The 23,614-nt window shown below is 65.6% G+C and carries 26 protein-coding genes; 15 read left to right on the top strand and 11 right to left on the bottom strand.

Translation table 11 applies throughout. The annotated features are described in order from the left end of the window. The first annotated feature begins 339 nt into the window (after nucleotides 1-339). The 7 genes from ffh to QX121_RS10870 all read left to right on the top strand — a co-directional run bounded on the left by ffh (nucleotide 340) and on the right by QX121_RS10870 (nucleotide 6,815). Nucleotides 340-1,887 carry a signal recognition particle protein gene (gene ffh / locus QX121_RS10900; protein WP_315811913.1) on the top strand — a complete coding sequence of 516 codons (1,548 nt, stop codon included), beginning with the start codon at nucleotides 340-342 and terminating at the stop codon, nucleotides 1,885-1,887. Between the two features lie 140 nt (nucleotides 1,888-2,027). Beyond that, nucleotides 2,028-2,360 carry a 30S ribosomal protein S16 gene (rpsP, locus tag QX121_RS10895; protein WP_008964221.1) on the top strand — a complete coding sequence of 111 codons (333 nt, stop codon included), beginning with the start codon at nucleotides 2,028-2,030 and terminating at the stop codon, nucleotides 2,358-2,360. A 127-nt stretch (nucleotides 2,361-2,487) separates the two neighbouring features. Continuing rightward, entirely contained in the window at nucleotides 2,488-3,081 is a 594-nt protein-coding gene (rimM, locus tag QX121_RS10890; RefSeq protein WP_315811912.1) for a ribosome maturation factor RimM, read from the top strand. A gap of 202 nt (nucleotides 3,082-3,283) precedes the next feature. Continuing rightward, the gene (trmD, locus tag QX121_RS10885; protein WP_315797893.1) at nucleotides 3,284-4,060 is read left to right on the top strand and encodes a tRNA (guanosine(37)-N1)-methyltransferase TrmD; all 777 of its coding nucleotides are present in this window, start codon (nucleotides 3,284-3,286) and stop codon (nucleotides 4,058-4,060) included. 109 nt (nucleotides 4,061-4,169) lie between these two features. Continuing rightward, complete coding sequence (gene rplS, locus QX121_RS10880) at nucleotides 4,170-4,553, top strand: 50S ribosomal protein L19 (RefSeq protein ID WP_015663536.1); 384 nt, start codon at nucleotides 4,170-4,172, stop codon at nucleotides 4,551-4,553. A gap of 448 nt (nucleotides 4,554-5,001) precedes the next feature. After that, a complete protein-coding gene (gene leuC, locus QX121_RS10875) occupies nucleotides 5,002-6,408 on the top strand; it encodes a 3-isopropylmalate dehydratase large subunit (protein ID WP_315811911.1) in 1,407 nt (468 codons plus the stop codon). Nucleotides 6,409-6,599: 191 nt separating this feature from the next. Then, entirely contained in the window at nucleotides 6,600-6,815 is a 216-nt protein-coding gene (locus QX121_RS10870) for a hypothetical protein (protein ID WP_315715897.1), read from the top strand. Nucleotides 6,816-6,899: 84 nt separating this feature from the next. On the opposite strand, the gene QX121_RS10865 is transcribed toward QX121_RS10870, so the two are convergent. The 4 genes from QX121_RS10865 to QX121_RS10850 all read right to left on the bottom strand — a co-directional run bounded on the left by QX121_RS10865 (nucleotide 6,900) and on the right by QX121_RS10850 (nucleotide 9,094). Beyond that, on the bottom strand, nucleotides 6,900-7,544 hold the full coding sequence (locus QX121_RS10865) for a hypothetical protein (protein WP_315770560.1): 645 nt from the start codon (nucleotides 7,542-7,544) through the stop codon (nucleotides 6,900-6,902). 326 nt (nucleotides 7,545-7,870) lie between these two features. After that, entirely contained in the window at nucleotides 7,871-8,146 is a 276-nt protein-coding gene (locus tag QX121_RS10860) for a hypothetical protein (RefSeq protein ID WP_315757122.1), read from the bottom strand. A 94-nt stretch (nucleotides 8,147-8,240) separates the two neighbouring features. Beyond that, on the bottom strand, nucleotides 8,241-8,510 hold the full coding sequence (locus QX121_RS10855; protein ID WP_315757121.1) for a hypothetical protein: 270 nt from the start codon (nucleotides 8,508-8,510) through the stop codon (nucleotides 8,241-8,243). Nucleotides 8,511-8,785: 275 nt separating this feature from the next. Continuing rightward, on the bottom strand, nucleotides 8,786-9,094 hold the full coding sequence (locus QX121_RS10850; RefSeq protein ID WP_315812022.1) for a hypothetical protein: 309 nt from the start codon (nucleotides 9,092-9,094) through the stop codon (nucleotides 8,786-8,788). Between the two features lie 143 nt (nucleotides 9,095-9,237). On the opposite strand from QX121_RS10850, the gene QX121_RS10845 reads away from it, so the two are divergent. The 5 genes from QX121_RS10845 to QX121_RS10825 all read left to right on the top strand — a co-directional run bounded on the left by QX121_RS10845 (nucleotide 9,238) and on the right by QX121_RS10825 (nucleotide 12,145). After that, entirely contained in the window at nucleotides 9,238-9,636 is a 399-nt protein-coding gene (locus QX121_RS10845; RefSeq protein WP_315740677.1) for a metallopeptidase family protein, read from the top strand. Between the two features lie 90 nt (nucleotides 9,637-9,726). Continuing rightward, nucleotides 9,727-10,329 carry a 3-isopropylmalate dehydratase small subunit gene (gene leuD / locus QX121_RS10840; protein WP_315777298.1) on the top strand — a complete coding sequence of 201 codons (603 nt, stop codon included), beginning with the start codon at nucleotides 9,727-9,729 and terminating at the stop codon, nucleotides 10,327-10,329. A gap of 81 nt (nucleotides 10,330-10,410) precedes the next feature. Further along, on the top strand, nucleotides 10,411-11,211 hold the full coding sequence (locus QX121_RS10835; protein ID WP_315811910.1) for a hypothetical protein: 801 nt from the start codon (nucleotides 10,411-10,413) through the stop codon (nucleotides 11,209-11,211). 111 nt (nucleotides 11,212-11,322) lie between these two features. After that, nucleotides 11,323-11,739: a DUF6455 family protein gene (locus QX121_RS10830; RefSeq protein ID WP_315770567.1), complete on the top strand. Its 417-nt coding sequence runs from the start codon at nucleotides 11,323-11,325 to the stop codon at nucleotides 11,737-11,739. Nucleotides 11,740-11,773: 34 nt separating this feature from the next. Then, nucleotides 11,774-12,145 (top strand): cytochrome c, encoded by a 372-nt coding sequence (locus QX121_RS10825; RefSeq protein ID WP_315781693.1) that lies wholly within the window; start codon nucleotides 11,774-11,776, stop codon nucleotides 12,143-12,145. Nucleotides 12,146-12,149: 4 nt separating this feature from the next. Here the strand turns inward: QX121_RS10825 and QX121_RS10820 are convergent, their stop codons facing one another. Next, nucleotides 12,150-13,028 carry a CoA ester lyase gene (locus tag QX121_RS10820; RefSeq protein ID WP_315740673.1) on the bottom strand — a complete coding sequence of 293 codons (879 nt, stop codon included), beginning with the start codon at nucleotides 13,026-13,028 and terminating at the stop codon, nucleotides 12,150-12,152. Between the two features lie 101 nt (nucleotides 13,029-13,129). On the opposite strand from QX121_RS10820, the gene QX121_RS10815 reads away from it, so the two are divergent. Continuing rightward, the gene (locus QX121_RS10815; RefSeq protein ID WP_315740672.1) at nucleotides 13,130-13,774 is read left to right on the top strand and encodes a carbonic anhydrase; all 645 of its coding nucleotides are present in this window, start codon (nucleotides 13,130-13,132) and stop codon (nucleotides 13,772-13,774) included. A gap of 66 nt (nucleotides 13,775-13,840) precedes the next feature. Here the strand turns inward: QX121_RS10815 and QX121_RS10810 are convergent, their stop codons facing one another. Together QX121_RS10810 and QX121_RS10805 are read right to left on the bottom strand one after the other, a co-directional pair. After that, nucleotides 13,841-14,383: a TIGR00645 family protein gene (locus QX121_RS10810; RefSeq protein ID WP_315740671.1), complete on the bottom strand. Its 543-nt coding sequence runs from the start codon at nucleotides 14,381-14,383 to the stop codon at nucleotides 13,841-13,843. Nucleotides 14,384-14,431: 48 nt separating this feature from the next. Beyond that, nucleotides 14,432-15,466, bottom strand: a complete 1,035-nt coding sequence (locus QX121_RS10805) for an aspartate-semialdehyde dehydrogenase (protein WP_315740740.1) — start codon at nucleotides 15,464-15,466, stop codon at nucleotides 14,432-14,434. A 114-nt stretch (nucleotides 15,467-15,580) separates the two neighbouring features. On the opposite strand from QX121_RS10805, the gene QX121_RS10800 reads away from it, so the two are divergent. Next, nucleotides 15,581-16,384, top strand: a complete 804-nt coding sequence (locus QX121_RS10800) for a hypothetical protein (protein ID WP_315811909.1) — start codon at nucleotides 15,581-15,583, stop codon at nucleotides 16,382-16,384. A 228-nt stretch (nucleotides 16,385-16,612) separates the two neighbouring features. Continuing rightward, entirely contained in the window at nucleotides 16,613-16,996 is a 384-nt protein-coding gene (locus QX121_RS10795) for a hypothetical protein (RefSeq protein WP_315740669.1), read from the top strand. A gap of 1,132 nt (nucleotides 16,997-18,128) precedes the next feature. Here the strand turns inward: QX121_RS10795 and QX121_RS10790 are convergent. From QX121_RS10790 to leuB, 4 genes are all read right to left on the bottom strand, one after another. Further along, nucleotides 18,129-19,070 carry an ABC transporter substrate-binding protein gene (locus QX121_RS10790; RefSeq protein WP_315811908.1) on the bottom strand — a complete coding sequence of 314 codons (942 nt, stop codon included), beginning with the start codon at nucleotides 19,068-19,070 and terminating at the stop codon, nucleotides 18,129-18,131. Nucleotides 19,071-19,205: 135 nt separating this feature from the next. Next, entirely contained in the window at nucleotides 19,206-20,246 is a 1,041-nt protein-coding gene (locus QX121_RS10785; RefSeq protein WP_315811907.1) for an ABC transporter permease, read from the bottom strand. A gap of 4 nt (nucleotides 20,247-20,250) precedes the next feature. After that, nucleotides 20,251-21,762, bottom strand: a complete 1,512-nt coding sequence (locus QX121_RS10780; protein WP_315811906.1) for a sugar ABC transporter ATP-binding protein — start codon at nucleotides 21,760-21,762, stop codon at nucleotides 20,251-20,253. A 598-nt stretch (nucleotides 21,763-22,360) separates the two neighbouring features. After that, entirely contained in the window at nucleotides 22,361-23,473 is a 1,113-nt protein-coding gene (leuB, locus tag QX121_RS10775) for a 3-isopropylmalate dehydrogenase (RefSeq protein ID WP_315781700.1), read from the bottom strand. Nucleotides 23,474-23,614 lie beyond the last annotated feature (141 nt).

The following is a 23,614-nucleotide window of genomic DNA, read 5'->3' as shown; positions in this document are numbered from 1 at the left end:
GGGAAGCAAGTTTCCTTGACTTTTCCCGCCCGCGAGGGTTTAACCCGCCCGAATTTCGGAAAGTATCACTTTTCGAGCCACCGCCCGGTCCTCGAGGCCGGAGGTCAACGCCCGACAGCGCTGTGCGCCCTCGGGCGTAAACGTGTTTGGACGATCGGGTTTCGGCAGGACTGCCGCAACATAGATGATCGTCATGCCCCGCGCAGGCAGGGCATCCAGTACGCCGCAGCGCCTCGAATCGAGCCGCGCTGCCTCGGAGCACTGGATCACCCGCCTTCGCGGGTGATGACGGCGGAGACATTCAACTGCCTGCGTCGCGCAGGACAAAGGACGAAGCAAGTGTTCGACAATCTGTCGGAAAGGCTTGGCGGCATTCTCGATCGGCTGACGGGGCGAGGCTCCCTGTCGGAGGCCGATGTCGACGCCGCAATGCGCGAGGTCCGCCGGGCGCTGCTCGAGGCCGACGTCGCGCTGGAGGTTGTCCGCAGCTTCACCGAGCGCGTGCGCGAGCAGGCGATCGGCGCCACCGTCGTCAAGTCCGTCACCCCCGGCCAGATGGTCGTGAAGATCGTCCATGACGAGCTGGTCAAGACGCTCGGCGACGACGGCCAGACCATCGACCTCAACGCCGTGCCGCCGGTGCCGATCATGATGGTCGGCCTGCAGGGCTCGGGCAAGACCACCACCACCGCCAAGCTCGCGCGCCGCATGGTCCAGCGCGACAAGCGCAAGGTGCTGATGGCCTCGCTCGACGTCTACCGTCCGGCCGCCATGGAGCAGCTCGCGGTGCTCGGCCGCGACTTGGACATCCCGACGCTGCCGATCGTCGCCGGCCAGATGCCGCCGCAGATCGCGCGCCGCGCCATCGAGGCCGCCAAGCTCGGCGGCTACGACGTGGTGCTGCTCGACACCGCCGGCCGCACCACGCTGGACGAGGACATGATGAAGGAGGCCGCCGAGATCAAGGCGGTCGCCAACCCGCACGAGGTGCTGCTGGTCGCGGATTCGCTGACCGGCCAGGACGCCGTCAATCTCGCCCGCGCCTTCGACCAGCGCGTCGGCCTCACCGGCATCGCGCTGACCCGGATCGACGGCGACGGCCGCGGCGGCGCGGCGCTGTCGATGCGCGCGGTCACCGGCAAGCCGATCAAGCTGCTCGGCACCGGCGAAAAGACCGACGCGCTGGAAGACTTCTATCCCTCGCGCATCGCCGGCCGCATCCTCGGCATGGGTGACATCGTCTCGCTGGTCGAGAAGGCCGCGGCGAACATCGACGCCGAGAAGGCCGCGCGCGCCGCCGAGCGGATGCGCAAGGGCCAGTTCGACCTCAACGACATGCGCGAGCAGCTGCAGCAGATGGCGCAGATGGGCGGCATCGGCGGGCTGATGGGCATGATGCCCGGCATCTCGAAGATGAAGAACCAGATCGCCGCCGCCGGGATCGACGACAAGATCCTCAAGCGCCAGGTCGCGATCATCGATTCGATGACGCGCGAGGAGCGCAAGCATCCCGACCTGCTCAAGGCCAGCCGCAAGAAGCGCATCGCAGCCGGCTCCGGCCAGAGCGTCGAGCACGTCAACAAGCTGCTCAAGATGCACCGGAACATGGCCGACGTGATGAAGGCCATGGGCTCAGGCAAGCGCGGCCCGCTGGCCGGCATCGCCCAGGCGATGGGTTTTGGCGGCGGTGGCGGCATGCCCTCGCCGGATCAGCTCAAGGCGCTGGCCGAGAAGATGCCGGGCGGCCTGCCCGGCGGACTGCCGAATTTGCCGAAGGATCTGCCCGCCGGCCTGCGCGGCGGCCTGCCGAACCTCCCTGGCCTCACCGGCCTCAGCGGCAAGCCGACGCTGCCGGGCCTCGGCCTCCCTCCGGGGAAGAAGAAATGATTTCACTCCCGTCATTGCGAGGAGCGAAGCGACGAAGCAATCCAGAGTCGCGCACGCCGCCCTGGATTGCTTCGCTTCGCTCGCAATGACGATCACATCCACCGTTCACATCAATACATCGACCTCAAAGGAGAACTTTCATGTCCGTCGTCATCCGTCTCGCCCGCGCCGGCACCAAGAAGCGCCCGGTCTATCACGTCGTCGTCGCCGACTCGCGCTTCCCGCGTGACGGCCGCTTCATCGAGCGTCTCGGCTACTTCAATCCGCTGATGCCGAAGGACAACGAGGCGCGCCTCAAGCTCGACATGGAGAAGGTGAAGGGCTGGCTCGCCAAGGGCGCGCAGCCGTCGGACCGCGTTGCCCGCTTCCTCGACGCCGCCGGCGTCAAGAAGCGCGAAGCCCGCCAGAACCCGATCAAGGCCGTGCCGCGCAAGGAGCGCAAGGCGCAGGCTGAAGCCGCCGCCAAGGGCTAAGGTCGTTGACGAGCGCGGCCTCATGCTTCGAGACGCGCGGCTTGCGCCGTGCTCCCTTGCATGAGGAACTGGCTCCTCCTCCTGAGGAGCGCGCGTTTGAGCGCGTCTCGAAGGACGAGGCACGCTGATGTCCAAGCTCATCTGTGTCGCCAGAATCGGCGCCGCGCACGGCGTGCGCGGCGAGGTTCGCTTATGGGCTTTCACCGAGGATCCGCTGGCCGTGCTGCATTACGGCCCGCTCACGACCAAGGACGGCAGCCGTTCGTTCGAGGTCGCGAAAGCGCGCGAGGCCAAGGACCATCTGGTCGCAACCATCAAGGGCGTCACCGACCGCAATGCGGCCGAACGCCTCAACGGGCTCGAGCTCTACGTGCCCAGAGACCGCCTGCCCGAGACGGCTGACGACGAATACTACCACGCCGACCTGATCGGCCTCGCCGCGGAGACCGCTGACGGCGCGCAGCTCGGCCGCGTGCTCGCCATCCATAATTTCGGCGCCGGCGACATCATCGAGATCGCCCCGCCCTCGGGCAGCACATTGATGCTGCCGTTCACCAATGCGGTGGTGCCGACGGTCGATCTTGCCGGCGGCCGCGTGATCATCGAGCTGCCAGCGGAGATCGAGGGCGATGATGAATCGGCCTCGGATGAGTTGGCCTCGGATCAAGACGACGCCGCCTCAAACTCCGCTCGTCGTCCCCGCGAAAGCGGGGACCCATAACCACCGCAGCTGGTTGGTTCACGCGGGATTGACCGCCTGCCTGTTTCAAACATCACGCAGTATGGGTCCCGGATCGGCGCCGCGACGCGCGGGTACGCGTCACGGCTTGTCCGGGACGACACCGGTAATGGAGAGTTGCATCAGTTGGCCAGCGCCGCTGCGGGGGCTCGATCTCACCGCGCCGGTGCCGTAACAGAGCATCATGACCGCTTCGCCTTCCGCCCCTCCCACGCCCTGGCACGCCACCGTGCTTACCCTGTTCCCGGAGATGTTCCCAGGGCCGCTTGGCGTCAGCCTGGCCGGCCGGGCGCTGGCGTCCGGCATCTGGGCGCTGGAGGCGCGCGACATCCGGGCGTCGGCCACCGACAAGCACCGCAGCGTCGATGACACCCCCGCCGGCGGCGGGCCCGGCATGGTGCTGCGGGCCGACGTGCTGGCCGCCGCGATCGACGCCGCTGCCATCGCGCCTGAGCGGCCGAGGCTGCTGATGAGTCCGCGCGGTCGGCCCCTGACACAGGCCTTCGTCCGCGAGCTCGCGGCCGGTCCAGGCCCGCTGATCGTCTGCGGTCGCTTCGAAGGCATCGACCAGCGCGTCATCGATGCCCGCTCGCTGACCGAGGTCTCGATCGGCGACTACGTGCTGTCGGGCGGCGAGATCGCCGCCCTGGTGCTGATTGACGCCTGCGTCCGGCTGCTCCCAGGCGTGATGGGCAAGCTCGAATCGGGCACCGACGAGAGTTTTTCCGATGGCCTACTTGAATACCCGCAATACACCCGGCCCCAGCTATTCGAAGGCCGGACCATTCCGGATGTGCTCACCTCGGGTGACCACGCCAAGGTCGCCGCTTGGCGCCGCGCCCAGGCCGAGGCGCTGACTGAAGCGCGAAGGCCGGATTTGTGGGCCGAATGGCAGGCGCGCGACGGCCGAGAACAAAGAGGGACCGGCCAAAAAGAGCCAAAAAGCACGACAGACGGGTGACAAGCCTCGCGCTTTGGCTTATAGGAGCGCCCAATTCCGCAAGTGACGGCAGGAACAAGCGCAGCCCCCGCGTGACCCGGCTGGGCGCGCCGCCGATGGAGATTTACCCGTGAACCTGATTCAGCAGCTCGAAAAAGAGCAGTTCGACAAGCTGTCCGCCAACAAGACCATTCCGGAGTTCGGCCCAGGCGACACCGTGATCGTCAACGTGAAGGTGGTCGAAGGCGAGCGCACGCGCGTGCAGGCCTATGAGGGCGTCTGCATCGGCCGGTCCGGCGGCGGCATCAACGAGAGCTTCACCGTGCGCAAGATCTCCTATGGCGAGGGCGTGGAGCGCGTGTTCCCGATCCTCTCCCCGATGATCGATTCGATCAAGGTCGTGCGCCGCGGCAAGGTGCGTCGCGCCAAGCTGTATTACCTGCGTCAGCTGCGCGGCAAGTCGGCCCGCATCGTCGAGAAGCAGGACCGGCAGCAGACCGCCGTCAACGAGTAATCGTTGCTTTCAGTGGGTTGACGGAGAGCGCGGGCTGGTCCCGCGCTTTTTCTTTTACGCTGCTGTCATTCCGGGGCAGCCCCGAAGGGGCTGAGCCCGGAATCTCAAGATGGCCTGATCACCTCGGGATTCCGGGTTCGCGTCTTCGACGCGCCCGGAATGGCGGCGGAGAGATCGCGCGTCCTCACCGCGACAAACGCATCTCGCACTCCCCGGCGTGCGTGCTATATATCCCTCTGAAATGGTTCTAGATCGCACCAGCATGGCCTGTCGCCGCGTCGTCATCGACGATCGCCGCCGGCTGCCCGGGCGGTTCTTCGGACGCTTCGCCACCTCGGCGACATCAGAGCTTAGGCGCGCGCTGTAAGCCGCAGCGCCATTCCTGATTGTTCACGCGTGCCCCTCACGCGTCCTGTTTCAAACCTTAAATTCCCGGGAGCATTCGCTCATGTCGAAACCGACCACGCTGTACGACAAGATCTGGAACGACCATCTGGTGCACGAAGCCGAGGACGGCACCTGCCTGCTCTACATCGACCGTCACCTGGTGCACGAGGTCACCTCGCCGCAAGCGTTCGAAGGCCTACGCGCCACCGGCCGCAAGGTGCATGCACCGGAGAAGACGCTCGCCGTCGTCGACCACAACGTGCCGACCACCGACCGCACCAAGCCGAACCCTGATCCGGAGAGCATCGAGCAGATCAAGGCGCTCGCCGAGAACGCCAAGGAATTCGGCATCGAATATTACAACGAGTTCGACCGCCGCCAGGGCATCGTTCACGTCATCGGCCCCGAGCAGGGTTTCACGCTGCCCGGCACCACGATCGTCTGCGGGGATAGCCACACCTCGACGCATGGCGCGTTCGGCGCGCTGGCGCACGGCATCGGCACCTCCGAGGTCGAGCATGTGCTGGCGACGCAGACCCTGATCCAGAAGAAGGCCAAGAACATGCGCGTCACGGTTGACGGCGTGCTGCCGGACGGCGTGACGGGCAAGGACATCATCCTCGCCATCATCGGCGAGATCGGCACCGCGGGTGGTACCGGCTACGTGCTGGAATATGCCGGCGAGGCGATCCGCGCGCTGTCGATGGAAGGCCGCATGACCGTCTGCAACATGTCGATCGAGGGCGGCGCACGAGCCGGGTTGGTCGCGCCCGACCAGAAGGCGTTCGACTTCCTGCGCGGCCGTCCCAAGGCGCCGAAGGGCGCGGCCTGGGATGCGGCGATGCGCTACTGGGAGACGCTGCGCTCCGACGACGGCGCGCATTTCGACCATGAGCTCCGGCTCGACGCCGCCAAGCTGCCGCCGATCGTGACCTGGGGCACCTCGCCCGAGGACGTGATCTCGGTAACCGGCGTTGTGCCCGATCCGGACAAGATCGCCGACGAGGCCAAGCGCATCTCCAAGCATCGCGCGCTGAAGTACATGGGCCTGACCGCGGGCACGAAGATCACCGACATCAAGCTCGACCGCGTCTTCATCGGCTCGTGCACCAACGGTCGCATCGAGGATCTGCGCGCCGCAGCCAAGATCGCCGAAGGCAAGACCGTCAGCGGCCACGTCAATGCGATGGTCGTGCCGGGCTCGGGCATCGTCAAGGAGCAGGCGGAAGCCGAGGGCCTCGACAAGATCTTCATCAAGGCCGGCTTCGAATGGCGCGAGCCAGGCTGCTCGATGTGCCTCGCCATGAACCCGGACAAGCTGGCGCCCGAAGAGCGCTGCGCCTCGACCTCGAACCGAAATTTCGAGGGACGCCAGGGCTTCAAGGGCCGCACCCACCTGGTGTCGCCCGCGATGGCTGCGGCGGCCGCGATCGCAGGGCACTTCGTCGACGTGCGCGACTGGCGCTGACGTCATCTCGCTGCTTCACATCCGGCACGGCGGCCGGTCTACAAACGAGCGCGATGGCTTCACCAAGCCGTCGCGTTTTTCATTTCACCTCAACATCGACACGGTTCGGCAATGGCTTCTTAAGTCTCAGCGCGCACAATCCTACCGCCGGACGCGCTGCGTCTGCAGAGGAACGTGCCGAGGAGCCTGACATGGCCGACAAGCCGGAATACGTCGACCTCATCCGTGATGCGACGCGCCAGCGCCGGAAGACACCGCCCGCCAAGATCATTGCCCAGCCCGAGGCTCCGAAGGAGGAGCGGCGGCTGTCGAACTGGCCGCCCGGCCGCTTTGCCAAATGGCGCCTGGAAACGCTGGTGCCCTGGAAGCTGAGTGTGAGGAACTGGCAGTTCAAGGACTGGCTCTGACCGCCGCGCCCCACTCATCCCCTTGAAATGAGAGAAGGACGCCGTTGAGCGTCCTTCCCTGTCTCGTTCGAACTTCAGACACCGTCAGTAGTAGCGCCAATGGTGCCGGTGGTGGCGATGATGCCACCGGTGATGCGGACGCCAGTGATGACCCCGCCAATGCCGATAGTGGCAGATGCGGCGCGGCCCGTAATAGGTCCAGACGACGCGACAGCGGCGATAAGGATAGTAGTAGCCGGACGTATAGACCGGCGTGTAGTAGCTGCGATAGCCGTAGAAGTGCCGGCGGTGGTGATGGAAGTACGGCCGGTAGGCATAGTGCGGACGATAATGATAGCCGCCGCCATGGAACACCGGCCGCGGGCCGAATCCGCCGTGAAAGGCCGGGCCGCCGCCGTGGAAGACGGGACGCGGACCGCCGCCTCCGAAGGCGTGGCCGCCGCCGCCATGGAACGCCGGGCCACCGCCGCCGCCGTGGAAGGCCGGTCCGCCGTGAAATCCACCACCGCCGGGATGTCCGCCGCCGCCACCCCCGCCATGGCCGCCGGGTCCTCGGACCTGAACGGCCAACACGTCGGAGGGCGCCTGCGTCGCAGGCCCGGCGCCGGGACTCACCGGCGACATCGCAAGCGCCGGCCGGCCGGACGCGCCGGCCAAGAGAAACAATGTCGCCGCCGCAAGACTGAGGCGACGAGCCAGACCAGCGCGCTGGTCCTTCATCCTCATCATGGTCCCTTCTCCCTGAATGCCGTGCAACGATGGACCCATGCAGCGCCGATGCTGGTCGTCCGATCGGTGGATTGGCCCCCCCAACATGAACGTAGAGATAGCGACGTGAATGCGGCATGAATGATGCTCGTCAGTGATGCACGGTGCACGCGCATCTGCGGCGTGGCGTCGCGGCAGAGGAGATGCACGTGAGCCTCTAGGTCGTCCTGCAACTCAGGATCACGGATGCCGACGCAAGGGTTGACGCGCTGCTCGTGCGGGGACTTCGCAACTAACCACGCGCAGGCATTTGCTCCGCGAACGCGACGCGCCTCGCTGACATGGCCTCAATCGTAGAACGGCGTGAATAGAACCAAGGGGCCCGGCGGATAGGCCGGCGCGTAGTCCGTGGGACGGTCAAGATAGTGGGGCACCTCCGCCGTCGACACCACGGGCTTCACTCTGCGACCCTCCCGGCGCGGGCCAGGATCCGTTGCGGTCTGACGCGCCTGCGTGACGGCGGGCGCTGCGGCGACAGGAGAGGTGGCGGCGGAACTCGCGAGCAGCATCGCCACCGTGACGATGCCGATCCCGAGCCAGGTTCTGTTGACTGATGGTTTCATGGCGAACCTCGTTGCCAGCCCCCATCAACGTACAGGCCCGCAAAGCGGGCCTGTTTGATTTCGGTCATTGTCTCGATCGGCCGGAAAGCGCGGCTTACCAGCGGCCGTGATGGCGATATCCGTAGTGATGCGGCCGCCAGTGATGCCGCGGATGATAGTAATGCCGAGGATAGTAGTGGCGCCGGGGATGCCAATGGTGGCGGCCGTGCCAATGCGCCTGCGTGGTCTCCTGCGCCGTGCCCTGCTGCACCGCGGTCGCGGCGCCCGGATTGATCAGCGACAGCGCCTGCGCGCGTTCGGCGGGGGCAGCCATCGCGAGAACGGCGCCAACCGCCGCGATGCCCAACAGCTTCATTACAGTCATGAACTTCTCCCTCGATCGCCTGACATCACGTCCGGCACCGTACATTCCGCCTTGTCAGTTGCCTGAAGGGCGGCCGCAGCAGCGCGACGCAGACCAGTCTCGAACGAGCGACGTGAATGGGACATGAAGACCTGCGCAGGAGCAGAATGCCGATATGTCGCGCATTGTTCCACCGCAGTGCGCGACATATCGGCACTGTGTCCGGACGGTGACGTCGCCGCGCTCGATCCGCGCCTCGCCGCGCCGCCAAGCAGCGCAGTGCGCGGGACCAGCGGTCAGCCGCGCCGCCAGACGCAACTCATATGCGGGACGATCACGGTGCCGCTCGGCCGATGCTCTGGAACATAGGTGGCATCGCATACACGAACTGCGTTCGGACCCGGATTGAAGCGCGGCACCACATCGGGCTGCCAATGGCCCTCGTAGCGCGGATAGATCTGGATTCGTCGTTGCCGACGCTGCGCGGAGAGATCCGTGCTCATCTCGCTCTGGACGGCGCCGCGTACGCCCGCGGCCTGCTCCGCTTGCGCTCCCGCCAAGATCGAGATCACGACCGCCGCGGCCAGCGCCGTCCCGGCCAGCACCATCGACATCTGTCTCATCTGTCCCCAACCCCCAATTCGCGCGCCAAGACGGTCGCCGTTTTCATCCCCTGCGTCAACCGGCGCCGCCCCACATGTCATAGAACCAAGGTGCAAGATGATCAAAGCCGGGCTAGAAGGCGGCAATGTGGACGGATCTGAAAGCCCCATCGCTCGCCGACATGGAAGTCATGGCGCACGAGATGTTCGAGCGTCTGCCCGAGCATTTTCGCAGGCTTTGCGAGGGCGTCATCATCCGGGTCGACGACTTTCCGACCGAGGAGGTGCTCGACGAGATGCAGGCCGAAAGCGAGTTCGACCTGCTCGGCCTGTTCCAGGGCACGGGACTGCCGTTTCGCAGCAACGACGACCTGCCCCGGCTGCCCAACATGATCTGGCTCTACCGCCGTCCGATCCTGGATTACTGGGCCGAGCACGACGAGAGTCTTGGGCACATCGTCCGCCACGTCCTGATCCACGAGATCGGCCACCATTTCGGAATGTCCGACGACGACATGGAGGCGATCGAGGCGTCCGTCGACTGACGACCCGGCCGATAGCACCGGGATTTTGACTTTATCCGCCCTGCCGTTCGGGCTAAACAGCGGCCTGCCCGTATTCTCGAAGGTGCCCCGATGGACAAGTTCACCACGCTGGAAGGCGTCGCCGCGCCGCTGAAGATCATCAATGTCGACACCGACATGATCATCCCCAAGCAATACCTGAAGACCATCAAGCGCACCGGCCTCGGCAAGGGCCTGTTCTCGGAGCAGCGCTACAAGGACGACGGCAGCGAGAACCCGGATTTCGTCCTCAACCAGCCGGCCTACCGCAATTCCAAGATCCTGGTCGCCGGCGACAATTTCGGCTGCGGCTCGAGCCGCGAGCACGCCCCCTGGGCGCTGCTCGATTTCGGCATCCGCTGCGTGATCTCGACCTCGTTCGGCGACATCTTCTACAACAACTGCTTCAAGAACGGCATCCTGCCGATCCGCGTGTCGCAGGCCGATCTCGACAAGCTGTTCGACGACGCCGAGCGCGGTGCCAACGCGACCTTGACGGTTGATCTCGCCAACCAGGAGATCCGCGGCCCCGACGGCGGCACCGTCAAGTTCGACATCGATCCGTTCCGCAAGCACTGCCTGCTCAATGGGCTCGACGACATCGGGCTGACGCTGGAGAAGAAGGCCTCGATCGACAGCTACGAGGCCAAGCTGGCCGAGCGCGCCTGGGCCTGAGCCCCGCTTGAAGGCAGAGAGTTCGCGGGCCCCGGACCTCGTCCGGGGCCTTGTTTCGAGAGCAGCCCAGCAGGTCCGCCGTTGACGCGTGTATTGCCCGAGGTCGTCACCTTCTGGCGCGGGCCGCTCGACCGGCTGCGCCAGACCTGCCTGCGCTCGCAGCTCGCCGCCGGCCACAAGGTCACCGTCTACAGCTTCGACCCGCTGCCCGGCCTGCCCGATGGCGTCGGCAATGCCGAGGCCGAGACGATCCTTCCTTACGCATTCTCCGAACGTCTCAGGCCGCCGCAGCCCGACGGCAGCTGGCGCGATTGGACCACCTTGCAGTTCAGCGACTTCTTCCGGATGCGGCTGATGGCACAGCGCGCCGGCCTCTGGCTCGATGCCGACGTGCTGCTGCTCAGGCCGGTCGAGATCGATCCGACTCTGCCCTACTTCGCCTGGGAGCGTCCGCGGCAGCTCGGCAACTCCGTGCTCTACCTGCCGCCGGACGATCCGATCGTCGCCGAGTTCGCTGCGCTGATGGCGCAGGACGAGCTGACGCCGAACTGGCTGTCGCTGCGTCATCGCCTCACCTATGCGATGCGCCGCCTGCGCGGCGGCTCCGACCGCCTCTCGGACATCCGCGTCGCCATCTTCGGCCCTGCCGCGCTGACGGCGCTGGCCCGCCGCCACGGCTCGCTGCGCCACGCGCTGCCGAAGCGCAGCTTCTACGCTGTCCATGCCGAGCCGAAGGCGTTCTTCGATCCCTCTGACTTCTCCGGCCTGATCGGCGATCCCGCGATCATCGGCCTGCACATCTCGCCGAAGGGCCGCGGCGGCGAGGCGCCGATCCCTGGCAGCCTCTATGCGTGGGCGGCCGAGCGATTTGCCCCGCGCTGACCTTCGCCGCGCAGCTTTGCAGCCTGCGCAGGACCGATTCGCTGCTTGATCTACCGCAACGTCCGCGCGTCCACCCGGTGATTGATTGCGAACAATCATCGGAGACGTGTCATGACCGTAGACGCCAAGCCCTATCCGCGGGTTCAGTTCCTGATCGATACGTTCGCGCAATGGCTCCGACACCGGCGTGAGCTGAGCGAGATCCGGCAGCTGGACCGCGACGATTTCGAGCGCATCGCGATGGACCTGCAGGTCACACCGGCGGATCTCGACGAGCTGGTCCGTCACGGCGAGCACGCCGCCGATGAGCTGCCCCGGATGCTGAAGGCGCTCGGCATCGACGAAGCCGCGCTGGGGCGTGCCGAGCCGCTGGTGCTGCGCGACATGGAGCGCGTCTGCGCCATGTGCAAGGACAAGCCGCGCTGCCATCGCGATCTTGCCGCCGGCACGAGCGCCGAGCACTATGAGGAGTACTGCCTCAACGCCCCGACCATCGACCGCCTGGGCACCGCCGCGGTCAAGCACTGATCGCCGTCTCCCTCCCACTGAGCGAAGCAACGCGATGAGCCTGCCCAAACTGTACCGCAACACCTGGCTCCATGTCGGCGTCGCGATCCTGCTCGCGCTCGGCGCGATGCTGCTGATCCGGCTGCACAATGCCGGCGGCGTGACGCCCGCGGCCGACAGCGTGCAGGCCGGCCGCAAGCTGGCGGAGGCCTGGTGCAGCACCTGCCACGCCATCGACACGAGCGGCGCGCGAAGCCAGACCACGACCGCCCCCGACTTTGTGGCCGTCGCCAACATGCCCTCGACCACCGAGCTGTCGCTCAAGGTGTTCCTGCAGAGCAGCCACCCGACGATGCCCAACGTCATCCTGACCGCCGAGCAGCGCGGCGACTTGGTCAACTACATCCTCAGTCTCCGCCGCATCTGACGCCTCACTTCGCCACAGCCGCGATCGCATCGGCGATCGCGATCGTGCGCCGCGCCATCTCGGCATGCAGCCGCTCGACCATGCGGCCGTCGATCTGGATCGCGCCGCGCGAAGCATTCTCCGGCAGCTCGAACGCGGCAATGATCTTGCGTGCCGCGGCGACCTCGTCGGCCGGCGGCGTGAAGATCGCGTTGCAGGCATCGATCTGGCCGGGATGGATCAGCGTCTTGCCATCGAAGCCGAGATCGCGGGCCTGGATGCATTCTTGCGCGAAGCCGTCGGTGTTGGCGAAGTCGCTGTAAGGCCCGTCCAGAATCTCCAGCCCATGGGCCCGCGTCGCCAGGATGCAGTGGCTGATCATCGGCAGCATCGTGGAGCGGCCCGGCAGCATGCGGATGCGGGTCTCGCGCGAGATGTCATTGGGACCGAACACGAAGCCGGCGAGCCGCGAGCCCGGCTCGTGCACCGTGGCCGCGAGCAGATCGGCATCGAGCACGGCGCGCGCCGTCTCGATCATGGCCCAGACCTTCAGCGCCGGATCTGCCCCGACCTCGGCCAGACGATCCGTGACCAGACGAAGGTCCTCGACGGTCGACACCTTGGGAACGAGGATGCCGTCGGTCGCCGCTTGTCCCGCCATGGCGACGTCGTCGCTCCACCACGCCGTATCCAGGCTGTTGATACGGATCAGCAGTTCCCGCTTGCCGTAGCCATCGGCCGCCACCGCCTTGGCGATCTGGTCGCGGGCGGCGGCCTTGGCATCCGGCGCCACCGAATCCTCGAGATCGAGGATCAGCCCGTCGGCCGGCAGGTTCCGCCCCTTCTCCAGCGCACGCGCATTGGAGCCGGGCATGAACAGGAGACTGCGGCGCGGGCGGATCATTTCGGCGTTTCCCTTGGTTTATCGACGCGGCCCGCGATACCATTTCGAGAGCCAGGCCGAAAGGCTTGTTCCCGGAAGGCGCATGTGTTTAGGCAAGGTCCATGATCTCGTTTCCGCAACGCCTGCTCGAAGGCTATCGCGCCTTCGCCACCCAACGCCTGCCGACCGAACAGAGCCGTTACCTCGAGCTCTCGGAGCGCGGCCAGTCGCCCGAAGTCATGGTGATCGGCTGCTGCGACTCGCGCGTCTCGCCCGAGGTGATCTTCGACGTCGGCCCCGGCGAATTGTTCGTGCTCCGCAACATCGCCAATCTGGTGCCGATCTATCAGCCGGACGCCAACGCGCACGGCGTGTCGGCGGCGCTGGAATACGCCGTCACCGTGCTGAAGGTGAAGCACATCGTCATCCTGGGCCATGCCCAATGCGGCGGCATCCGCGCCTTCGTCGACAAGGCGGCGCCCCTGTCGCCCGGCGATTTCATCGGCCGCTGGATGTCGATGTTCATCAAGCCCGGCGAGGTCGTCGAACAGCGCACGCATGAGAGTTTCCAGGACTTCGTCACCCGGATCGAGAAGGCCGCGGTGTTCCGCAGCCTCGAGAACCTGATGACGTTCCCCTTCGTCCGCAGCCGGGTCGAGGCCGGCGACCTGCAGCTCCATGGGGCCTATTTCGGCGTCGCCGAGGGCTCGCTGTTCGTGCTCGACAAGGCGGCCAAGGAATTCAAGAGCGCGCGCGCTGGCGAATAGCGAATGGGAAGTAGCGAGGAGTTCATCGGCCCTATTCGCCATTCGCTCCTCGCTATTCGTCCCTGTTCAATGATCACCCGACCAGCGGTCCGACAGCGCGAGCATCACCGTCGACACCACGAAGGTCATGTGCACGCCGACCAGCCAAGCGAGCTTGGTCGAGTCGTAGCCGGCGTCGAGATTCATGAACGCCTTCAACAGCTGGATCGCCGAGATCGCGACGATCGAGGCGAGCAGCTTCTGCTTCAGCCCGGCGAAGTCGACCTTGGTCATCCATTCCGGCCAGTCCGGATGGCCGCCGGGATCGATGCGCGAGACGAAGTTCTCGTAGCCCGAGAACACCACGATCAGCACGAGATTGCCGGTCAGGCAGACGTCGATCAGGCTGAGCACGCCGAGGATGATGTCGCTTTCCTTGGCGGTGGGCAGATGAATGACACTCTCCCACAGCAGCAACACGAACTTGAACAAGAGCACCGCGAGGCTGATGACGAGGCCGACATAGAACGGCGCCATCAGCCAGCGGCTCTTGAACAGGAAGCCTTCGAGGCCGCGCTCGACCGGACCCGGGACGTGCTTGGCGGCTTCCGGCGTGGTCTTCTCGCTCATCGTGTCCCGCGCCCCCGCCCCGAAGACGTTGCGTGTTGACCGAGTCCGTTACGCCGCCTTCTTCTTCGCGGTGATCAGCTTGCGGTTGATCAAGACCTCCGCGATCTGGATCGCGTTCAGCGCCGCGCCCTTGCGCAGGTTGTCGGACACGCACCAGAAGGCGAGACCGTTCTCGACCGTGCCGTCCTCGCGGATGCGGCTGATATAGGTCGCGTCCTCGCCGGCCGCCTCGTAGGGCGTCACGTAGCCGCCCGGCTCGTGCTTGTCGATGACGAGGCAGCCCGGCGCGTTGCGCAGGATGTTGCGGGCCTCATCCGCCGTGATCGGATTCTCGAACTCGACATTGACGGCTTCGGAGTGGCCGACGAACACCGGCACGCGAACGCAGGTCGCGGTCAGCTTGATCTTCGGATCCAAGATCTTCTTGGTCTCCATCATCATCTTCCACTCTTCCTTGGTGAAGCCGTCTTCCATGAAGACGTCGATCTGCGGAATGACGTTGAAGGCGATGCGCTTGGGGAACTTCTTATTGACCAGCTCGTCATTGGTGTAGACGGCCTTGGTCTGCGAGAACAATTCGTCCATCGCATCCTTGCCGGCACCGGACACCGACTGATAGGTCGACACCACGACGCGCGTGATCTTCGCCTTGTCGTGCAGCGGCTTCAGCGCGACGACGAGCTGCGCCGTCGAGCAGTTCGGGTTGGCGATGATGTTCTTCTTGTTGAAGCCGGCGGCGGCGTCGGCATTCACCTCCGGCACGATCAGCGGCACGTCGGGATCCATGCGCCAGGCCGACGAGTTGTCGATCACGACCGCGCCGGCGGCGCCGATCTTGGGCGACCACTCCTTCGACACCGAACCACCGGCCGACATCAGGCAGATGTCGACATCGGCAAAATCGTAGTGCTCGAGCGCTTTGACCTTCAGGGTGCGGTCGCCATAGGACACCTCGACGCCGACGCTGCGGCGTGACGCCAGCGCCACGACCTCGTCCGCCGGAAACTGGCGCTCATCGAGAATATTGAGCATTTCCCGTCCGACATTGCCGGTCGCGCCGACCACTGCGACTTTGTAACCCATCATTCACTCTCCGAAGAAATATGGCCGATCGCGCAACCAGGCGGAAACGGAAGCGGCAGCGCTTCTATGCGAGAAACGTCCCTGACACAACGTTACCACGATGTCTCGCATTCGATGCAGTCCGATTCGGCCAGAACAGCCGCAGCGCCCCGATCCGCGTCCGTCCTGCAGGGGCTCCAGAGCTTCGCGGACGAGGTCTGCGGCACATTTGCGCGCCTGTTCGCCTATGTGGGGGCTCTGGCGCTGATCGCCATGCTCGGCGTGGCCGGCTGGAACCATCTCGACGGCGGCGATGACACGTCGCCCGGCCGCGCCGGCTGGACCTTGGCCGACGGCGCAGTGCCGGCGTTCTCGCTCCGTCTCGCCGACCAGCCCGACAGGACCGCCACCTACACCGTGCTCATCCATCCCGAAGGCGGCCGCAAGGACGTGTTGCGCTGGGGCGAACCCGCCGATCGCCCCGCTGCCGAACTGGAAGTCTACCGGCTCGGCGTGGAGCGCGATGCGCGCCACGACCCGCGCGCCGATCTCGCCCTCCGGATGGGACAGGGCACCGCCACCGAGCTCGAGACCGCCGGCGTGATCGACAGCCGGTTCGGACCGGTCAGTCTGGTTCGCCGGGCTGGGGCTCCCGAGGGCGCCGGAGCCTGCCTCGGCTTTCTCAAGACCATCGCCGAGCCGAGCTTGCGGATCTCCGGCTGGTCGTGCCAGGGCGTGACGATGCCGGCGCGCCGCGCCATGGTCGGCTGCATGCTCAACCGGCTGACCCTGCTGGCGCCCGACCAGAACCGGGCCCTGAGCCAGCTTTTCATTGGGACCGATCAGCGGCGCGGCGGCTGCGACGAACCCGCCGTCGCCAGCGGCAGCGGCGATTGGGTGACTTCGACCGCCAATCCGAGGCTGCGCGGCGCCTTGTGAATGTCTGCCTGCGTCCGGATGTTGCTGGGCGTGACCGCATCCTATTCGACCCGTCAAACCCACGGGCAAGTGACGGATATTGATGCAACTTTCCCGCCACAGCAGGGATTTATCTTGCCCGTCGCCGCGGGAATGACCTTGTGATGCCACAGCCGACCCAGATATTGTGCGGGCCAAATCATGCGCATGGCGAGCGCCCGCCCCTTTTGGCGCGAGGAAGAGGACGTGATGATCGAATTTCCTGCTGCGACCCGGGTCATGGCCTTGGCGGTGATCGCCGCGACGGGCCTTGCCGTCACGTCTCTTGCCGCCACCTCGGCGGATGCCGCCACCACCAAGCGCCGTGCCGTTGCCGTCACCAACAACGGCAATCCGAACTATTCCTACCAGTCCGGCCCGCGCACCCGCATCTACATCACCCGCCGCTCGTTCCTCGACGGCGGCACCGAGGTGCTCCCGGGCGACCGCAAGTTCTCGGACTATGCGTTCCCGCCGGCTGTCGGCTACCCGTCGTTCGCGCGCGAGAATCTGAACCGGCCGATCGACCGCCAGCCGCTGATGGCACCATCCGATCTCGGCGGCTATCCGACCCGGATCCCGATCCCCTACTGAGGGCGGCTGCATCGTCAGATCATCAAGGCCGGGCTCCGCCCGGCTTTTTGCTGTTTTGCCGCGCTGACGTTCCATCGCGTCGTCATCGATCATGAGCTGGTCACTGCTCGATTTCGAACGTGTGAGACGACCGTTCGGAGACATGGCTGACACATCGCTACACGCCGATGGAGGCCAGCCTGCTCCCACCCCTCAGTGTCATCCCGGCGAACGCCGGGATCCATAACCACCGGCCGGCATGACCGCCCGGTCTCATCGCTCCAGCGTGCCTCACACCCATGTCGGGGAGTCTGGGTCCCGGCGTTCGCCGGGACGACACCGGAATTTTCGGCACGACTGGTCATCCTCGCACCCGCTTTCGCGTCCGAGTCTTTGCTCGTCTGATCGCCCTCTCCTTGCAGAGGGCGCAGGGAAGGCCGGGCCTCGGCTGAGGCCCGTGGCCCCCGTGCCGGAAAAATGCACGGGGCAGGAACCACAGGTACAGCCGGACCGACCCGGCCTTCCCCGCGCGATGGTCTTCACGCTTACTCTACGCTCTCCCCGGTGTCCGGCCTGTTAGCCACCGTTGTCGTCGGGATCATCGCCCTTCCGACTTGGCGCCAGCATCGGGGCGCCAGGACCACGCAGCTTCACGTCCGCAAGAGCCTCGTTCGTCCGCATGCCCCTAGGACATGCTGCGAGCCCTCGCGGCCACCGCATTCCCGCCTCGCGCCTCGTGACGATCGCGAAACGCCCCTCGCAAGCGAAGCGGGATGGAGGGAGAAGACCATGGATTCTGGAAAAACGAAAGTGAAATTTTTGACGGAGTCCGACTGATCAAGCGGACGAGATTGAAATCGCGGGCGAAAAAAGTTCTTCGCCGCGAAGGGAATAGAGCAACGGGACGACTGGCAACCTCCGTTAATCGCATCGATCGCACCCGAGAGCTGATCCGATTTGCCCGACGGGCAGTCGCGACAAGCAGGCGTCCGAGTGGGCTACTCCGTCATGCCCGGGCTTGTCCCGGGCATCCACGTCCTTCCCGCCTCGCGACGTGGATGGCCGGGACGAGCCCGGCCATGACGACGCGGAGATGGACCGCCACAAACTCAGATCATCATATGCGATCATCCGGCCCGACCTCGCACCCGTCTCAATCGTACAGCACCGCCGCGATCTTCGGATCGGTGATGTTGGACTTGTCGTACCAGTAGAAGCCGGTGTCGGTGACCTTCGGCAGCTTCTCGCCCTTCAACGCCTTGACCGCTGACTCCACGGTGCAGCTGCCGATGCCGATCGGATTTTGCGTGATCGCGCCCGCCATCTCGCCCGAGCTGATCGCCGCCTTCTGCTGCTTGCCGGAATCGTAGCCGATCACGACGATCTTCTTCTTCATCTCCTTGACGCCGTTCAGCACGCCGATCGCGGAGCCCTCGTTGGCGCCGAAGACGCCCTTGAGGTTCGGATTGGCCTGCAGGATCGACTTGGTGATCTCGGTCGACTTCAACTGATCGCCGCCGCCATACTGCACGCTGACGATCTTGATGTTCGGATGCTTGTCCTTGATCCGCTTCAGGAAGCCGTCGCGGCGGTCGATGCCGGTGCGGCTGGTCTGGTCGTGCACGACCACAGCGACGTCGCCGGCATCGCCGATCATGTCCGCCATCTTGTCGGCGGCGAGGCCCGCCGCGGCGACGTTGTCGGTGGTGCAGGTGGTCAGCGGAATGTCGCTGTCGACGCCGGAGTCGAAGGCGATCACCGGGATCTTGGCGGCTTGCGCCTTCTTCAGCAGCGGAATGGCGGCCTTGGAATCGAGCGCGGCGAAGCCGATCGCCTGCGGCTTCTTGGCGAGCGCCGCCGAGAGCATGTCGATCTGCTTGTCGACCATGGCCTCGGTCTCCGGCCCCTCGAAGGTGATCTTGACGTTGGCGGCCTTCGCGGCCTGCTCGGCGCCGAGCTTCACGGCCTGCCAGAACTGGTGCTGGAAGCCCTTGGAGACAAGGGGGATGTAGACATCGTCGGCGCGCGCGCTCGCGGACACTCCCGCGACCATGACGGCGCCGAGCGCGACGCCGAGGAGATGCTTGCTCAACATTGGTGTTTCCTCTGCTCTCTTCAGTGACCTTATCGTTACATTGATGATCGTGGTCGTGGCCGCTCGCTGTCGGCGGGCAGCGCAATCTTCAGCGCGACGTCGTAGCGGTGCTGGTAGCTGGTCCTCCTTGAAGGGTCAGGCGCGGTTTCGACGGAGCATGTCGGCGTAAACAGCGAGAATGATGATGACCCCGGTGACGACGAATTGCCATTCCTGGGCCACCGACAGGATGCGCAGGCCGTTGGTCAGTACGCTCATGATGAATGCGCCGATGATGGTGCCGAGGATGGTGCCGGTGCCGCCGCTCAGCGACGTCCCGCCGATCACGACGGCGGCGATCGCATCGAGCTCATAGCCCTGGCCGAGCGCGGGTTGCGCGGAATTGATACGTGAAGCGAGCAGCAGGCCGGCGACGCCGCAGATGGCGCCGCCGAGGCCGTAGATGACGATCTTCCAGCGATCGACATTGACGCCGGACAGCCGCACCGCTTCCTCGTTGCTGCCGATCGCGAAGGTGTAGCGGCCGAGCGCGGTACGGTTGAGAACGACGGAGGCCAGCACCGCCATCACGAACAGGATCAGGGCCGCGTTCGGAATCGGCAGGGCAGGAACGACAGTGCCGAGCAGCGAGTCCTGCGAGATCATCGAGAAATTCTCGGTGTTGCTGAAATAGATCGGCTTGCTGCCGGAGACGACCAGCGCCAGCCCCTTCAGCACCAGCATCATGCCGAGCGTCGCGATGAACGGCGGCACCTTCATCTTGGTGATGACCGTGCCCGACAGCGCGCCGCTGAGCGCGCCGGTCGCGATGGCCGCGACGATGCCCGTCCACATCGGCAGCTCCCAATAGGTGAGGAACACGCCGGCCATCACCGCGCAGAAGGTCATCAGCGTGCCGACCGACAGATCGATGCCGGCGGTGATGATCACGAAGGTCGAGGCGATCGCCAGCACGCCATTGACCGCGGTCGCCTGCAGGATGTTGATCATGTTGTCGGTCTGCATGAACGCCGGCGACGCGAAGCTGAAATAGACCAGCAGCAGCACGAGGCTCGCGAACGCCAGCAGCTTCTGCAGCGCTGCGGGCCCGAGCAGACGGCGGCGCAGCGCCGCCATGGCGCCGCTCGGCGCGAGGCCATCCTTGACCTGATCCTTGACCAATGCGGGGTCGCTCATGCCGTCAGCCTGCCTTCATGGTTTCGCGCTGGGTGGCCAGATGCATGATCCGCTCCTGCGTGGCCTCGCCCGGCGACAATTCGCCGGTGATGCGGCCCTCGCACATCACGACGATGCGATCGCTCATCCTGATCACCTCGGGAAGCTCCGACGAGATCATCACAATCGCCTTGCCCTGGTCGGCCAGCGAGCGGAGCAGGCGGTAGATCTCGTTCTTGGCGCCGATGTCGATGCCGCGGGTCGGCTCGTCGAAGAACAGGATGTCGCAATCACGATCGAGCCATTTGGCGATCACGATCTTCTGCTGGTTGCCGCCGGAAAGCAGGCGAACCTGCTGCGACACCGAAGGCGTGCGGATGTTCAGCATCCGGATGAAGCGGCCAGCGGTGTCGCGGATCGCGCGCTTCCTGAGCACGAACTTCATTGCAAGGTAGTTCGCGAGGTTCGACATCACGACGTTGGACTCGACATCCATGCCGGTGGCGAGCCCGAAGCGCTTGCGGTCCTCGGAGAGATAGCCGATGCCGTGGGCGACCGCATGCGCCGGCGTGCGGATGGTCACGCTCCGGTTGTTGACGCGGATCTCGCCGGACGGGGCGGCATCGGCGCCGAAGATCGCGCGCGCGACCTCGGTGCGGCCGGCGCCCATCAGTCCAGCAAAGCCGAGGATTTCGCCCTTGCGCAAGGTGAAGCTGACGTCGCGGACCAGCGGCCCGCAATTCAGCCTGCGCACCTCGAGCGCGATCTCGCCGGCCGGCGCCGTGCCCGCCACGCGCGCATCGCTCAGGCTGCGCCCGACCATCATGCCGATGATGGTCTCGATCGTGGTGCTCTCGGCCGGCACCGTCGCGACATACTCGCCGTCGCGTAGCACGGTGACGCGATCGGCGATCTGCTTCAGCTCGTCCATCTTGTGGGAGATGTAGACGATGCCGACGCCGCGTGCCTTCAAGGCGCGGATCATCTTGAACAGCTCGGCGATCTCGCGATTGTTCAGCGCGGCGGTCGGCTCGTCCATGATCAGGACGCGCGAGTTGAAGGACAGCGCCTTGGCGATCTCCACCATCTGCTGCCTGGCCACCGTCAGCCCGCCGACTGTCGTGCGCGGGTCGATCGACAGATTGAGCTGGGCAAGCAGCTCGGCCGCCTGCCGGCTGAGCCTGTCCTCGTCCAGCAGCAGCCCGAACGCCTTCATCGGCTCGCGCCCGATGAAGATGTTCTGCGCCACCGTGAGGTGGTTCATCAGCTGCAGCTCCTGATGAATGATCCCGATGCCGGCGGCCTGCGCCTCGCGCGGTCCTGGAAAATCGACGCTGGCGCCGTCGTAGATGATCTCGCCGGAGTCCTTGCGGTAGACGCCGGCGAGGATCTTCATCAAGGTCGACTTGCCGGCGCCGTTCTCGCCCATCACGGCATGGACCTCGCCTGCGCGCAGCTCGAACCTGATATTGTGCAGCGCCCGGACGCCGGGAAAGCTCTTGCACAGCCGTTGAACGGAGATGAGCGGCGCGCTCATGCGTCAGCGCATGTGGTGATGGAGGTTGCGTACAATCGCCACGGGGCGGTGGTCGCGACATTGGCGGCGACACCATGCACGGCGAGCGACATATCGCATCGCAAGCGCGATCACATTCATCCTCCCCGGCCTTCGCACGCATCATGTCGAACGCGTGCGAGCCCGCGTCCATTCAATGGCGCGGCGTTGTGGTCAGGCTATTCATCCGGGGATGAAAGTCTATAGGTAAAATCGACAGGCCTTGCGATGCGCATGGAGGACGCGACCGCGGAATAGCGACGACGCGCCCGGTGGCGAGATCGAACACGTCGTGCGTTGGATTTGCGCGATCTCGACAACGACGGTGAGCCCCCCTCCCCCTTGCGGGGAGGGGTCGGGGGTGGGGGTCCCCGGGCGATGCTCTCTGATGAGTTCGTTTTGAGACGAGCGATAGAGGTGCTTCGGATGAAACGCCTCGAGGTCGATAATGAACAGGACGGTCTGGGCAAGGTGAGATGGTGCACACGGCCGTGTCGCTGGGTGGGGACCCCCACCCCCAAACCCCTCCCCGCAAGGGGGAGGGGAGTGCACCTTCGGCGCGGCGGAACCTCGGCTCCGCCTACGCCGTGAGCTTCTCCAGCTCCTTGATGATCGCCTCGCCCATCTGCGTAGTCGAGGCGGGGGTCGAACCCTCGGCCTTGATGTCGGCGGTGCGCAGGCCTGACGCCAGCACGGCGGCGATGGCGGCGTCGAGCTTGTCGGCGAGCGCGCCCATGTCGAAGGAGTAGCGCAGCGCCATGCCGAACGACGTCAGCATCGCGATCGGATTCGCCAGGCCCTTGCCGGCAATGTCCGGCGCCGAGCCGTGCACCGGCTCGTACAGCGCGCGGCGCTTGTGGGTCTTGGCGTCGACCTCGCCGAGCGAGGCGGACGGCAGCATGCCGAGCGAGCCGGTCAGCATCGCCGCGATGTCCGACAGCATGTCGCCGAACAGATTGTCGGTGACGATGACGTCGAACATCTTCGGATATTTCACCAGGTTCATGCCGCCGGAATCGGCGAGCTGATGCTCGAGCGTGACGTCCTTGTATTCGCGGTTGTGAACCGCGGTGACGACCTCGTTCCAGAGCACGCCCGACTTCATGACGTTGCGCTTCTCCATCGACGTCACCTTGTTGCGGCGCTTGCGCGCGAGGTCGAAGGCCACGCGGGCGATGCGCTCGATCTCATAGGTGTCGTAGACCTGGGTATCGACGGCGCGCTTCTGGCCGTTGCCGAGATCGGTGATGGTCTTGGGCTCGCCGAAATACACGCCGCCGGTCAGCTCGCGCACGATCATGATGTCGAGCCCCTCGACGATCTCGCGCTTCAGGCTGGAGGCATCGGCGAGCGCCGGGTAGCACACCGCGGGGCGCAGATTGGCGAACAGGCCGAGATCCTTGCGCAGGCGCAAGAGGCCCGCCTCGGGGCGGACCTCGTAGGGAACGCCATCCCATTTCGGGCCGCCGACGGCGCCGAAGATGATGGCGTCGGCCGCCTTGGCCTTGTCCATGTCGGCTTCCGAGATCGAGGCGCCATGGGCGTCATAGGCCGCGCCGCCGACCAGCCCGTCCTCGGTCTCGAACGAGGCGAGCCCCTTGGCGTTGAGCCAGCCGATCAGCCGCTTCACCTCGGCCATCACTTCGGGGCCGATGCCGTCGCCGGGCAGCAAAAGGAGCTTCTGGGTCGCCATGGTCGTTATCCTCGCGGGGCTTGTCATGCCCGGGCGTTGCGCGGGCATCCAGCATTCTTGGCCGGATTGCCGGCCAAACCGGCAATGACGGGAACGAAAATCCGCGGGAGTGCTAAAGCCCTCCTGCACGGTTGGCAAGCC

The sequence above is a fragment of the Bradyrhizobium sp. SZCCHNR2028 genome (assembly GCF_032380995.1).
In the GTDB taxonomy this organism is placed as follows: domain Bacteria; phylum Pseudomonadota; class Alphaproteobacteria; order Rhizobiales; family Xanthobacteraceae; genus Bradyrhizobium.
This window is presented reverse-complemented; position numbering and strand designations above follow the sequence as displayed.